Origin of the sequence: Mesorhizobium loti CJ3sym, assembly GCF_000472785.1 — a bacterium.
In the GTDB taxonomy this organism is placed as follows: domain Bacteria; phylum Pseudomonadota; class Alphaproteobacteria; order Rhizobiales; family Rhizobiaceae; genus Mesorhizobium; species Mesorhizobium loti_E.
Genome location: NZ_AXAL01000010.1, coordinates 83,313 through 96,501 on the forward strand (window position 1 = coordinate 83,313; position 13,189 = coordinate 96,501).

Below are 13,189 nucleotides of genomic sequence, written 5' to 3' on the forward strand. Positions count from 1 at the left end.
TCAATGGTCCTCGTAGCCGAAATAGGCAGCCTGGATCGCTTCGCCGTTGCCGAGTGTCCGGGCGTCGCCATCGAGCACGATCTGCCCGCCGCGCATCAGGATCATCCGCCCTCCCACCATCATCGCCCGGGCCGAACTCTGCTCCACGATCAGGAGCGTGAGCTGGCGCTGCGCACGCAGCGCCATCAGCCGCTCGTAGACCTGGTCGTTGATGTTGGGGGCGAGGCCCAGCGAAGGCTCGTCGATGGCTATAAGCCGCGGATTGGTCATCAGCGCGCGTCCGATGACGAGCATTTGCTGCTGCCCGCCGGACAGCAATCCCGCCTGCCCGTGTCGCCTCTCTTTCAGCATCGGGAAGGTTGCGTAGACGGCTTCGAGTTCGTCGGCCGTTCGGCTGCGCCAGCCGCGGTCGCGGGCGTGCATGCCAGCGCCGACCAGAAGGTTCTCTTCGGTCGTCAGCGAGCCGAAGACATCGCGCCCCTCCGGCACCATGGAGAAGCCGAGCCGGGCGATGTTCTCCGGCGCCTGGCCGGTGATCTCATGGCCCGCAAGGTCGATCCGGCCGCCCGCCACCGGTGTCACGCCGGCGATCGCGCGCAGCAGCGAAGACTTCCCGGCTCCGTTCGGGCCGGTGATGAACAGGATTTCTCCTTCGTCCATGGAGAAGGAGACGTCGCGGACCGCGGTCAGACGGCTATAGCGGATGGTGACATCGGACAGGGCAAGCAGGCTCATTCCATCACCTCCAGCACAGGCAGGTCGGTGTTGGCGGCCGTGCCCATATAGGCGTGGCGCACCTTCTCGCTGTCGCGGATCGCGGCGGGTGGGCCTTCTTCGATGATAGCTCCGGAATCGAGCACGACGATATGCTCGCAAAGGCCGAGCACCAGTCCGACATTGTGCTCGATGAGCAGGACACCGCAGCCGAGATCGCCGGCGATGTGTCTTATCAGGGCCGAAAGCTCCCGCGCTTCCGGCGTGCTCATGCCAGCCGCGGGCTCGTCGAGCAGAATGTAAGCTGGCCGTCCCATCAGGGCACGGCCAATGGCGACACGGCGCTCATCCGTATAAGGCAAGGTTCCGGCGATGCGGGAGCCCAACGCGCCGATGCCTATCCAGTCGAGCATCGCTTCCGCTTCGGCGATGGCGGCGCGTCGGCTCATTCCCAGGCCAACGCCGGTTACCTCCAGATTGTCCAGCACAGGCAGGTCGCGGAAGAGCCGCCCACCCTGGAAGGTGCGGGCGATGCCGCGCCGCCGGACCTGATGCGGCTTCAGACCCGTGAGGGCTGCCCCGTCGAGCTTGATGGTGCCTTCCGTCGGAGCCTGGAAGCCCGTCAGCACGTTGACCAGCGTGGTCTTGCCGGCACCGTTGGGGCCGATGAGGCCAACGATGCGGCCTGGCGTAATCTGGAGGTCTACCGATGACAGGGCCTTTAGCCCCGCAAACGACACCGAGACGTTCTCCGCGCTCAGATGACTCATGTCCCTTTCCTTCTTTTGACCGATGGAAAGGCGCGAAGCATCCGGCCTTGCGGCCAGTCACGTTGCTAATGTCTTCCCCTGTCGGTTCCGGCGGTCTCTAACGGACTGCTCGGATGCCAAATTCACGCCGTTGCCCGGCGTCGTCTTGTCGTTTCGCGCACCGGATTTTGTCTTCCGCCACGCGCGGTCGGTTTTGGCCGACCGATCTCCTCGCCTCCGGCTCCTCCGCCGGCATTCTCCCGGCCGACGTCAGCCGGCCAGGTAGTCTTCAGCGCGCGCCAGCGCGGCGCGCTGTTCAGCTCGCGCGGCAAGCGCGCCTTCCAGCGTCACCGAAACGAAGCGCGCCGGAGTGTGCGGCTGGAGCTGGGCGATCAGGTCCATGTCGGCCGATATCACCACGCCCAGCATCATGTAGCCGCCGCCCGAAACCGCGTCCCGGTGAAGAACGATCGGCTCCGTGCCACTCGGCACCTGGACGGATCCGTAGGGATAGCAGGCGTCGACGATGTTCGAGGGGTCGGAACCCGCGCCGAAAGGCTGCTCGCGCTCAACGAACTCCAGCGGCGTTCCACCACGGAAGCGATAGCCGATGCGGTCGGCTTCGGGCGCGACCTTCCAGGTTTCCTCGAAGAACCGATTGCCGGCGGCTTCAGTAATCCGATGCCAGTACAGGCCAGGAAGCATTCTGAGTTCCGCCGGATTGTTCCGCGCGCGGTGCAGATTTGCAGGCAAAGAAAGACCGGCTTTACCCGAGCCTTCACCGAGTGGAAGCTCATCGCCCGCCTTCAGCGTGCGGCCCTGATGGCCGCCGAGCGCGCCCAGAATGTAAGTCGAGCGCGAGCCGAGAACCACGGGGACGTCGATGCCGCCGGAGATGGCCAGATAAGCGCGCGCACCGCCCTTGAGGAAACCAAAGGAAAGCCGGTCTCCGGCCTTCACCGGAAAGCTCTCCCAGGTCGGCCGTTCCTCGCCATTGAGTTTGGGTGGAAGCTCTCCACCCGTGACGGCGATGACCGCGGATTGGGTGAATTCGAGTTCGGGGCCCATGAAGGTGGCTTCGAGCACCGCGGCACCTGGATCGTTGCCGACAAGCAGGTTTGCGATGCGTGTGGCAAAGCGGTCCATGCCGCCGCCTTCGGGGATGCCGACATGATAGTGGCCTGGCCGGCCAAGGTCCTGCACGGAAGTGGAGAGGCCGGGAGAGATTACCTTAACGGCCATTGATAAGCTCCATCAGCTTTGCATTGGTGCCGTAAATGTCGCCGTTGAAGTCCTTCAGGCTGAAGGTGCACTCGCGAACCGTCGGTTCCCACCGATTGGCTTTGATTTCCTCCAGCGTGGCGTCGTAGTCATCGCGGCCAATGGCCTTGAACTTCACGATGTCGCCCGGTTTGAACAGGCACATATCATCGGAGAGGTAGCGCACCTTCATGGTCGGGTCGTAGATCGGTGCCGGGGTTATGCCATACATCTGGTAGCCGCCAGCGCCGCGCACCGAATAGATCGCAGCAAAGCAGCCACCGTGGCCAATGGTGAGCTTGGGAGTGTCGGTGCGCGGACGCAGATATTTCGGCGCCTGAATTTGTTTCTTGCGCTCGACCATCTGGTACAGGAAGGGCAATCCGGCGACGAAGCCGACCATGGACACGAACCATGGCTGGCCGGAATAGGCCGCGACAAACTCTTCCACCGTGGCGTAGCCGTTGATGCGTGCCGAATATTCAAGATCGGTGGAGGACGGGTCTTGGTGGCGCTCGCGGAAGCGCAAGCAGGTTTCACGCGTCCATGGATCCTGGAAGTAAACCGGCAGCTCGATGATCCGGGTCTTCAGAACCGGGTCTGCCTTCGAGGCCGCCTCTTCCATCGACTTCAGTTCGCTGAGCAAATCCTGCGGCTTGACGATGTCGGGGTTGAAGCGAATCTGGAAGCTGGCGTTGGCCGGACAAATCTCGGTGACGCCCCGGATGCCTGCCGCACGCACCGCGTTGGTCATCGAAAGGCCGGTAAAGAAGGAAGTGAGCGACATCTCCTCCGACACTTCGCCGAAGATATGTTCGTCACCGCCGAAGTTGAATCGTATCGACATCGGTCCTCCTTTAGTTCGCCAAGGTTGCGGCGTTTTCGATGAGCCAGCCTTCCAGCCAGCGTGTATGCACGTCTCCTGCCCGCACCGCGGGATCGGCGGCGAGCGCAAGAAACAGCGGCTTGGTTGTCTTGAGCCCGCCGATCCTCAACTCGTTGAGCGCGCGGATCAGGCGCATGATCGCCGCCTCGCGCGTCTCCGCATGCACGATCAGCTTGGCAAGCAGCGAGTCATAAAAGGGCGGCACCTGATAGCCTTGGTAGAGCATGGAATCGAAACGTACGCCCGGCCCGCCGGGAATGCGAAGCTCGGCCACCTGCCCGGGGAATGGAGCGAACTCCTTCGCCGGATCTTCGGCATTGAGCCGGACTTCGATCGCATGCCCCTTGACGGAGACATCGCCCTGCCGAATCCGCAGCTTCTCGCCGCCGGCTATGCGAAGCATCTCCGCAACGAGATCGATGCCGGTGATCGCCTCGGTGACAGGGTGCTCGACCTGAATGCGGGTGTTCATCTCGATGAAGTAAAAGCGGTCGGCGTCATCGTCATAGAGATACTCGACCGTGCCGGCACCGGAGTATTTGACCGCCTTGGCCAAAGCGACCGCCGAAGCGCAGAGCTCCTCGCGCAGCCCGTCGGAAAGTGCGCGCGACGGCGCCTCCTCCCAAACCTTCTGGCGTCGCCGCTGCAGTGAGCATTCCCGCTCGTAGCAGTGGATGGCATCGCTTCCGTCCGCCAGCACCTGCACCTCGATATGGCGGGCCTTGCCGATCACCTTTTCCATGTACAGACCACCGTCGCCAAAGGCGGCGAGGGCTTCCGCTTCGGCCTGCGGAAAGGCCTGTACGAATTCGACGAGCGAGTTGGCAATGCGGATGCCCCGCCCGCCGCCGCCCGCCGCGGCCTTGATCATCACTGGAAAACCGGTTTCGGCCAGCACCGTGCGGCCAGCCTCGAGGCCATCGACCCGGCCAGCCGAGCCTGGCACCACGGGGACACCCGCGGCGGCGGCGGCCGATCGCGCCGAAACCTTGTCTCCCATCATCCGGATCGCATCTCCCGAAGGGCCGACGAAGACCAATCCAGCGCCTGTGACCGCGTCGGAAAACGCGGCATTCTCGGCAAGGAAACCATAGCCAGGATGAACGCTGTCGCAGCCGGTGTCGCGTGCAGCCTTCAGAAGCGCTTCGATGTTGAGGTAGGACTTCTTTGCCGCGGGTGGGCCGATATTGACCGTCTCGTCCGCAAGCTGGACGTGGAGCGACCCGGCGTCCGCGGCCGAGTACACCGCCACGGTGGCGATGCCCAGATCTTGCGCGGCCCGGATGATCCTGACCGCTATCTCGCCCCGGTTGGCAACCAGAAGCTTTTTCAGCATCAGTCGAGATCCGCAAGAGGTGCGCCGGCCATGATGGGTTCCTCATTGTCGGCGAGGAAGCGGATGTTGGTACCGGCCGTCTCGGCCCTCACTTCGTGGAACGACTTCATCACTTCGATGAGACCGATTACGTCGCCGGCGGCGACCGCGTCGCCATCCGCCTTGTAGGGCGGCTGATCAGGCGAAACGCTCCGGTAGAAAGTGCCGGGAAGAGGCGAAAGAATCTGGGCCATAAAGAGCTCCGGAAAACTGCAGACAGGCTAATCTGGAACCGCCTGCGAGGGCGGGTTTCGATAGGCTTCAGTGCCAAGGGGCGATTGCATTGCGCACGGCCCTGGCTATTTCGATAGCGTTCGGCGTATCGGAATGCACGCAGATGGTTTCGCAGCGTACGGGGAAGAAACTGCCATCCTCTGCCGTTCCTTCGCGCTTGCTGATGGCGCGCACGCAACGCTCGGCCATCTCGGTGGGGTCCTTGGCGTCATGAACGCGTGTCAGGATCAGCTTGCCGGAGGCATCGTAGTCGAGATCGGCATAGAACTCGGCGACGAATGGGATACCGCGCTCCTGGTAGATCTTCTCGTGCAGGGTGCCCGTCATGCCGAACAGGGGTACGCCGAAAACCTCTGCCGCGTCGCACACGCCATGGGCGACTGCCTCCTGCTGCATGGCCATGAAGTAAAGGCTGCCATGCGGCTTGATATGGTGGAGTTCCACACCCTCGGCCTTGAGGAAGCCGGCAAGCGCTCCCACCTGGTAAATGATGGTGTTCCTGACTTCGTCGCGGGTCATGCGCATCTCGCGTCGGCCGAAACCCTGAATGTCCGGCAGGCCTGGATGTGCGCCGATCCTTACGCCACTCGCCTTGGCACTACGGACGGCGGCGTGCATGTGATCGGGATCGGAAGCGTGAAAACCACAGGCGACATTGGCAACGTCGATGATCGGCATCATGCCCGCATCATCGCCAACCTTATAAAGACCAAAGCTTTCGCCCATGTCGCAGTTTAGCGTCACCGCCATCGCATTGTTACCCCTCGAAGATGCCGTCTTTGCGGCGTTGCAGCATTTTTTGCGCATGCGGGGGCATTTGTGAAATAGTAGTTTATTGATTGTGATATCAAAAAAACAGATAATGGTTCTGGGCCGGAGTGCGCCATGACCATCACCTTGAAACAGCTCGATTATTTCATCGCGACCGCCGAGAGCGGACAGGTCAGCCATGCCGCAGTGGAACTCAACATCTCACAATCGGCGGTCACCGCGGCGATAAAGACGCTGGAGGCTGACCTGGGCGTACGGCTTTTGGAGCGTAACCATTCTGGCGTCAGGTTGACGATGGAGGGCGCTCGGTTTCTTGACCATGCGCGGGTTATCACCGGTGCTGTCGCGGCCGCTGTCCGAAGCCCGTTGCGCGACAGGAAAGGCCTGGCGGGCAAGCTCCGGCTCGGCATGACCTACACGGTCGTCGGCTACTACATGTCGCGCCACTACGCGCGGTTCCGAAAGACCTATCCCCAGATCGAGGTCGAGGTGCTGGAGCTGCCCCGAGACGCTCTCGAAAGCGGCTTGATGAGCGGAGAGATCGACATGGCTGTGATGCTGGTATCCAACCTGGCGCACACCGAGGAATTGGCACAGGAGGTCTTGATGCGTTCGAACCGCCGGCTCTGGCTTTCGGCGGATCATCATCTGCTCGCACGGCAGGAAATCAGCCTCGCCGATGTGGCGGCGGAAGATTATGTCATGCTGACGGTGGACGAGGCGCGCACGACGGCCGCCCGTTACTGGGATGCCGCGGGGCTTTCGCTCCGCACAGTCCTTACCACCAGTTCGGTCGAGGCCGTGCGCTCGCTCGTGGCTGCCGGTATGGGAGTCACTGTCCTGTCCGACATGGTTTACCGACCATGGTCCTTGGAGGGGCAGCGCATCGAAGTGCGCAGGCTTGTCGAGCCGATCCCCAGTATGGATGTCGGCCTGGCCTGGTCGCGTGACAGACCGATCGGCCCAGCGGCCGCCGCCTTCCGGGCCTTCATGTCCGTGACCATGGGCGGCGGTGGCTAGCCTAGCCCCATAGCTCCGCTGATTTGCCTGATTTGGAAATCAATAGGTGGCGCGACCGCCTGACAGATCGAAGACCGATGCGGTGGTAAAACTGTTCTCCTTGGAGACCAGCCAGGCGACCATGTTCGCCGCCTCGTCGACTTCCAGGAACCGCGCACGCGGGATCTTGGACAGCATGTAGTCGATATGCTCCTGCTTCATCTGGTCGAAAATCGGCGTGCGCGCAGCCGCCGGCGTGATGCAGTTGACCGCTATGTCGTAGCCCGCAAGCTCCTTGCCCAGCGACTTGGTCAGCCCGATCACGCCCGCCTTGGACGCCGAATAGGCCGAAGCGTTGGGATTGCCTTCCTTGCCGGCGATCGATGCGATGTTGACGATGCGGCCGTAATTGCGCGCCTTCATCGCCGGCACGACGGCGCGGTTGACGTGAAAGGTTCCATTGAGATTGATGTCGATGACGCGCCGCCAGGCGTCGAGCGGGTACTCATCGAGTGTATGGTTGGGTCCGGCTATCCCTGCCGAATTGACCAGGATCGAGACGGCTCCTGTCTCCTTTTCGGTGCGGGCGTGCGCGGCAAGCACTGCCTCGGCATCGGTGATGTCGACCACGACCGCACTGGCTGCCTCGCCGAGCTGGGCAACCGCTGCGTCCAGGCCTGCTTGGTTCATGTCCCACAGGCTCACCTTTGCGCCCGATGCGATCATCCGCCTGGCAAAGGCCAGGCCCAGTCCCTGCGCTCCGCCGGTCACGACGGCGGCCTGTCCTTCAAGATCTATTCTGTTCATTCCGTTCAATCCTTGGCGTTGTTCGATAGATCCGCGGCCATGCGCTCTTGCAGTCCCGGCTGCCGCACATCGACATAGTCGCCGGCAAGGTCGTCGGCCAAACCGGTTGCAAGCCAGGCAATCATCTGCGCCGCGCGCTCCGGCGGGTCGAGGTTTTCGCGGGGAATGTCGGAGACCGCATTGATCCTGGCGTCGCGGATGGCGGCTTGCATGCTGGTGTCGACGAGCCCGGGCGCAAGGGCGAATCCCAAGATGCCGCTGGCTTCGCCTTCGAGTGCGATCGACTTTGTCAGCATCAGCAAGGCCGCCTTGGAGGCGCAATAGGCGGCCCAGCCGGACATGGCGTGATTTGCCGCGCCGCTGACGATGTTGACGATACGGCCGCCGCTGAAATGCGGCCATAGCGCTGTCGTCAAGGCGGCCGGGCCGCTGACATTGATGGTCAGCGCGGCATCGAAAGCCTTGGCGTCGAGCGCGGCCAGGCGCGCCATCGGCGCAATCGTCGCGGCATTGTTGACGAGAATATCGATGCGCCCATGCAGTTTGAGGGCTTGGCGACGCGATGCGGGATCGCATCCAGATCCGCGACGTCGAGCATGAAATCGCAAGCCTTGCCGCCGGCTATTGTGACTGCATCGACAACCGCGCCGCAATCTCGGGCATGGCGCCCGGCGGCAATGACGGTGGCGCCAAGCTTCGCCAGTGCGACCACGGTCGCGGCACCGAGCCCGGTCCGCGCGCCGGTGACCAGTGCGACTTTCCCCTCCAGCAGACGCGTCATTTCGACGGTCCTCGCAAGCCGGGGTTATTGTGGGACAGAGCGAGCGGCGGCACGATATTGACTTGTTGCGTGTACTGAGCGTTGGCACCCTTATAATTTATCACACGAGCCTGCTGTACGGAACAACGACCTAGCTGTTGAACTCCCAAGAGAATAGCCGGCGGATCGATCTAATTGCCGTTGGATCTCATCCGTGGCGGATGAGCCTGCTTTTCTTCATATCGGGTCTGGTAACGTCGTCACTTCTTGAACGGAAATCCGTTGGCGAAATCCGGAGGTCGCGGACACGGCAACTGCTGCTGCCTTTGCTCGTGGGTGTGGTCCTGATCGTACCTCCGCAAATATATTTATCCCAGTTCAACCCTCTCCCGGAATTGTCGTATTGGGAGTTCTGGAAGGCCTATGTGATCTCGGGCATCCGCCTGGAACACATGTGGTTTTTGGCCTATCTTTGGGTATACGTCTTCGTGTGGTCCGTCACGTGGCCACGGCTTCAGCGCTATTGGCCGGGGATATCATCCGCATTTGCGTCGTCCCTCAGAGGCGCAAACCTGTTCGTGGCTCCGATCATATTCCTTTCAATCCTCAGACTCTGGCTCTACCCAATCGTTGGGGAGACCTCGGTCATCACGAACGACCCCTATGCACACGTCCTTTATTTCTCAATGTTCATGGCAGGCTCTCTTCTGACGAATGAACCGAGGTTCTGGCGCGAGGTCGACCGGCAAAGATGGGTGAGCTGCGCTCTTGCATTCATCTCGTTCCTCGCCCGGGCGACAGTCGTCGTTGCCATTCCAAGGGAGCAGTGGTCAGACGCGCTTGTCGTCACGATGCGTGTCGTCAGATCGGTATTTCAGTGGTGTGCGATCATCGCTTTGTTGGCGTTTGCGGGGCGGATCACCACGCAGCCCAACCGGGTCATTGCACATCTGAATAAATATATAATGACGTACTACATTGCCAATCAGACTATAATAGTCGTCTTGGCTTATTGCGTTTCGATGTTTGAACTTCTGGATGCAAGCTCATTTGTGCCGATTGCATTCGCTACGGCTCTACTTTGCGTAGTAATTGCCGAGACCAAGAGAATATCTTCCATCTATATCTCGCCTTTAATTCCAAGATTGACGATGCTTCGAAGGCGCGCGCCGGCATCGTCATGAGCAGGCTTGTCCTCCCAGAGGCAATCGCCAGGCAGGTTCTAGCGTAACCAACTCAGTCCGTCGCCGGCGCACCTTGCCAGAAGCGCCCCGTTTTCTTTTGCCGCGCATGGCTGATGCCCGCATGGTTGCGGTGGACCTTGGCAAGCGTGCGTCGCGGGCCGTCGGCGTCGGCCACACTGAACGCCTGTTTCCTCTTCTCCTCAACCGCTGGCTTGGCGTTCTCGGTTGGATGTTCTCTACATTGATCATGTAAGGCTCGGTGTGCACCGGGTGGCACTACGCGCTGGACGGCTATGTCTCGATAATGGTGGTGTCGGTCATCTGGCGGGGAACCGAGCGGCTGGTGCGCGAAAAACTTCTGCCACCGTAGCATCCCAATGCGAACATGTTGAAGACTCAGCGTCTGTCCATGACTGCGAGATCGTGTTGCCGCGCTGGCATCTGTTCACTGGCACGTCCACCAGTAGCGCCACCGGGAAGGCGTCGGAAGCCGGCATTATCTGCTGGCTTTGACGACCATACTTGAAGGGGGCATGCCGCGCACGGAGCTGAAAAAGCTGAAAGGCCTGACCCTGGCGCCGGGCATGCCCGTCGAGGCGTTCTTCTCCACCGGCAGCCGCACCATGCTTTCCTACCTGGTGAAACCTCTGGCCGATCAGATACAGCGAGCCTTCCGGGAGGAGTGAGGCTCCTCCCGATTGGCCCCGATAGTTGGTGTAACCTCAGAATATTTTTTCGACAATTTTCACTTTAAAATCAAAAGTGTAACGTCAACCGCCACGACCGTCGCGAATGGCTGAGAAATAGCTGTCGGTTCCGACCTGCCCACCCTTCAGCGCGACCTCCAGCCGGTCGATGGCATTGATACGCGAATGGGCGACGCACAGTGGCGAACCCGGCGAGGCGGGCAACGGCATCCTAACCGTCAGCGCATCGACGCCCATCTGTCCCAGCGCGTGGCTCGACGTGTCGCCGCCGGCGATGATGACACGCTTCAAGTCGTGCTGTTCGGTCAGTTGCCGAAGCAACGTGCCAAGGCCGCGGCCGAGCTTGTGGCGGGCGCCTTCCTGGCGGTCGATCTCGGTGCCGCGATCCGCCGTCGGCCCGAGCGCAGTGTAGAGGATGACGCTGCGCCCGGCCTGCAAGCTGCCGCGGGCCGCCGCCGCCGCGTGCGCGATCGCTTGTTCGGAATTCTCCGAGACCAGTTCTACGGGATCAACGTTGATGCCGTCGAAGCCGTCGGTCAGCGCATGGCGGATCTGCCGTTCCGTGGTCGGCGAGCAGCTGCCCGACACCACCGCGATCCGATCGGCTGCGCCCGGCGACGTAAAGCGAGGCTCGGCGTCCACGGTGGCAGCCTCCGCCCATTCGGCGAGCAATGCATATTCGATGCCGGAGGAGCCGGCGACGAAGGAACCGCTTGGCTTGCGCGTCTGCCATATCTCCTTGCCTGCGAGCGCCTGGGTCTCCCGGCTGTCGACGTCGACAAGCACGATGGCCGCGCCATTCCTGACAAGGTGATCGAACGCTTGCGACCGCGACGCGGACAGCAGCGTCGCCAGATCTAGCAATCCGGAGGCCAGCTCGGTCTGCCGTGACAGATGGATCAGAAGGTCCGCTTCGTCCATCGGCGTGGTCGGGTGGCGGCTCATCACCGGATGGCGGTCGATGCGGTAGTATCGGTCGCGATAGGCCGCGAACAGATGGCCGAACGCCGTGTAGCGTTTGAGCTGGGGTGCGCCGACCAGCAGCGGCACGCAGCCCTGTGCAAAGACGGCGCGTCCGATCTCGATCGCCCGGCCGATGTTGCCGATCGTCGGACTGGAATCGAAGGTCGAGCAGATCTTGTAGTGGCAGATGTCAGCGTTCAGCGTCTTCAGCCAGCCGAAGGCATCCTTGAGATGCGTGTCCATCCACTGCGGCGTCTCGCTGCGGCTGGTGCCTGCCAGCCCAACAGCGCGGCAGTGCGAGAATTGCGCCAGCTGCGCCGCGTCCGGCTGGCGCATGAACAGCACCGTCGGCACGCCGCCAAGCTCGAGCGCCTCCATGACGTCGGTCGAGCCGGTGAGGTCGTCGCCATAATAGCTGAGGAGCAGGTTCTGCATCGCCCCGCTCACGCCGCCTTGCCGTCGCCGAACTTTTCGATCGAGCGCGCCAGCTCGGCGTGGCTGCGGGCATAGTCCGCCAGCGGAATGCCCTCGACCGCGGCCTGCCACGCCTGCTGGACGGCGCGCACACCGGCACCCGGGCCGTCCGGATGGCTGACGATGCCGCCGCCGCAGAGATAGAGAAGATCGACCGTCCGCCCGGTGCGCTCATAGGTTTCGGGCGCCTGTCCGCCCCACTGGCCGGAACCGGCGACCGGCAGTGCGCAATCGTCGGGAGAAAACAGCGGTGTCGTCACTGCCTCGAAGGAGCGGATGAAGGACGCGTCCGGCTCCCAGTATTTCGAGGCGATGCCGTTGATCTGGAACTGGTCGACGCCCAGCAATCGCCAGAACTGCTGCCACACCTTGAAATCCATGCCGAGGCCGGGATGACGCGTGAGGATGTCCCAGCCATTGCGGTGGGCGTGCAGCACAAGGCCGGAGCGCTTCCTGAGGTATGTCATGCCGCCGAAGCCGATGGAGTTGATGTTGACCACGGCGCAATTGCCACCGGCTTCGAGGACCAGGTCGTGGTTGCGCATCATCTCGTCCGGGTCGGCATGCGAGATGCCGAAGGCATACATCACCTTCTTGCCGGTCTTCTGCTCGTGGTCGAGGATCAGCGGCATGATCGCGTTCACCCGTTCCGCCAGCGGCGAGTAGGCCGGGCTCATCAGTTTTTCATCGTCCTTGATGAAATCGACGCCAGCCTCGATCAGTTCGCCCACCATCGCGGCCGTCTCGGGTGGCCGCAAGCCCAGTGCAGGCTTGACGATAGTGCCGATAATGGGGCGGCCCTCGACGCCGGTCAGCTTGCGGCTGCCGGCGACGCCGAATTGCGGGCCTGGATGGGCGCCCTTGAATTCTTGCGGCAGCTTCATGTCGACGACGCGGATGCCCGACAGGCCCTTGATCGAATAGGTGCCGCCGATGGCGATAGTCATCAGCGCCGAAAGGTCGGTGCCGATCGCATCGAACGGGAATGCAATGTCGACATCGGCGCGCTTGAAAGGCCCGCTGCCAGCCTCGGGAATGGACGGCTGCTCAGCATCGGGCAGATGCCGGATCGCCAGCACTCGCGCCGCCACGCGTGCCTTCAGCTCTTCGGTCTCACCAGGCAGGGCAACGAAGGTGCCGGTCGACTGGTCGCTGGCGATCTTGGTCGCCAGCGCCTCGATGCTATCGGGTGTTTCGATGCGATAGGTGAAGGTGATCATGGGAAGCCGGCCGGTCGAAAAGGGTCCGAAAAAAGTTTCGTCGCGTCTAAAATCTGGTATAATGAGTACATAAGTATTGCAAGCAA

Annotated in this window: 14 protein-coding genes and 1 pseudogene; 3 read left to right on the forward strand and 12 right to left on the reverse strand. The window is 62.2% G+C overall.

All coding sequences use genetic code 11. The annotated features are described in order from the left end of the window. From A3A9_RS0115210 to A3A9_RS0115240, 7 genes are all read right to left on the reverse strand, one after another. Positions 1-735, reverse strand: a complete 735-nt coding sequence (locus A3A9_RS0115210) for an ABC transporter ATP-binding protein (RefSeq protein ID WP_027059552.1) — start codon at positions 733-735, stop codon at positions 1-3. After that, a complete protein-coding gene (locus tag A3A9_RS0115215) occupies positions 732-1,484 on the reverse strand; it encodes an ABC transporter ATP-binding protein (protein WP_027059553.1) in 753 nt (250 codons plus the stop codon). Before A3A9_RS0115215 ends, A3A9_RS0115210 begins: the two co-directional genes overlap by 4 nt. Before the next feature lie 249 nt (positions 1,485-1,733). Next, positions 1,734-2,705, reverse strand: coding sequence for a biotin-dependent carboxyltransferase family protein (locus tag A3A9_RS0115220; RefSeq protein WP_027059554.1), 972 nt, complete (start codon positions 2,703-2,705; stop codon positions 1,734-1,736). Beyond that, positions 2,695-3,570: a 5-oxoprolinase subunit B family protein gene (locus A3A9_RS0115225; RefSeq protein WP_027059555.1), complete on the reverse strand. Its 876-nt coding sequence runs from the start codon at positions 3,568-3,570 to the stop codon at positions 2,695-2,697. The genes A3A9_RS0115220 and A3A9_RS0115225 overlap by 11 nt, the downstream gene beginning before the upstream one ends. 10 nt (positions 3,571-3,580) lie before the next feature. Then, the gene (locus A3A9_RS0115230; protein ID WP_033838571.1) at positions 3,581-4,945 is read right to left on the reverse strand and encodes an acetyl-CoA carboxylase biotin carboxylase subunit; all 1,365 of its coding nucleotides are present in this window, start codon (positions 4,943-4,945) and stop codon (positions 3,581-3,583) included. Further along, on the reverse strand, positions 4,945-5,178 hold the full coding sequence (locus A3A9_RS0115235) for an acetyl-CoA carboxylase (protein ID WP_027059557.1): 234 nt from the start codon (positions 5,176-5,178) through the stop codon (positions 4,945-4,947). The genes A3A9_RS0115230 and A3A9_RS0115235 overlap by 1 nt, the downstream gene beginning before the upstream one ends. Positions 5,179-5,245: 67 nt before the next feature. Beyond that, complete coding sequence (locus A3A9_RS0115240; RefSeq protein WP_027059558.1) at positions 5,246-5,968, reverse strand: LamB/YcsF family protein; 723 nt, start codon at positions 5,966-5,968, stop codon at positions 5,246-5,248. 135 nt (positions 5,969-6,103) lie between these two features. On the opposite strand from A3A9_RS0115240, the gene A3A9_RS0115245 reads away from it, so the two are divergent. Further along, the gene (locus A3A9_RS0115245) at positions 6,104-7,009 is read left to right on the forward strand and encodes a LysR family transcriptional regulator (RefSeq protein ID WP_027059559.1); all 906 of its coding nucleotides are present in this window, start codon (positions 6,104-6,106) and stop codon (positions 7,007-7,009) included. 39 nt (positions 7,010-7,048) lie between these two features. Here the strand turns inward: A3A9_RS0115245 and A3A9_RS0115250 are convergent, their stop codons facing one another. Both A3A9_RS0115250 and A3A9_RS42585 read right to left on the reverse strand, forming a co-directional pair. Next, positions 7,049-7,795, reverse strand: a complete 747-nt coding sequence (locus A3A9_RS0115250; protein WP_027059560.1) for an SDR family NAD(P)-dependent oxidoreductase — start codon at positions 7,793-7,795, stop codon at positions 7,049-7,051. 5 nt (positions 7,796-7,800) lie between these two features. Further along, a pseudogene (locus A3A9_RS42585) lies at positions 7,801-8,576 on the reverse strand (SDR family NAD(P)-dependent oxidoreductase). Between the two features lie 137 nt (positions 8,577-8,713). Here A3A9_RS42585 and A3A9_RS0115265 point away from each other — a divergent pair. Beyond that, the gene (locus tag A3A9_RS0115265; protein WP_275451170.1) at positions 8,714-9,739 is read left to right on the forward strand and encodes an acyltransferase family protein; all 1,026 of its coding nucleotides are present in this window, start codon (positions 8,714-8,716) and stop codon (positions 9,737-9,739) included. Between the two features lie 52 nt (positions 9,740-9,791). Here A3A9_RS0115265 and A3A9_RS46300 read toward each other — a convergent pair whose 3' ends face one another. Further along, on the reverse strand, positions 9,792-9,914 hold the full coding sequence (locus A3A9_RS46300; RefSeq protein ID WP_275451171.1) for a hypothetical protein: 123 nt from the start codon (positions 9,912-9,914) through the stop codon (positions 9,792-9,794). A 358-nt stretch (positions 9,915-10,272) separates the two neighbouring features. Here A3A9_RS46300 and A3A9_RS42595 point away from each other — a divergent pair, with 358 nt between their 5' ends. Further along, positions 10,273-10,425: a hypothetical protein gene (locus tag A3A9_RS42595; protein WP_430515884.1), complete on the forward strand. Its 153-nt coding sequence runs from the start codon at positions 10,273-10,275 to the stop codon at positions 10,423-10,425. An 84-nt stretch (positions 10,426-10,509) separates the two neighbouring features. Here A3A9_RS42595 and A3A9_RS0115280 read toward each other — a convergent pair whose 3' ends face one another. Further along, a complete protein-coding gene (locus A3A9_RS0115280; RefSeq protein WP_027059564.1) occupies positions 10,510-11,844 on the reverse strand; it encodes a four-carbon acid sugar kinase family protein in 1,335 nt (444 codons plus the stop codon). An 8-nt stretch (positions 11,845-11,852) separates the two neighbouring features. Next, a complete protein-coding gene (gene oiaX / locus A3A9_RS0115285; protein ID WP_027059565.1) occupies positions 11,853-13,103 on the reverse strand; it encodes a 3-oxo-isoapionate-4-phosphate decarboxylase OiaX in 1,251 nt (416 codons plus the stop codon). Between the last annotated feature and the right edge of the window lie 86 nt (positions 13,104-13,189).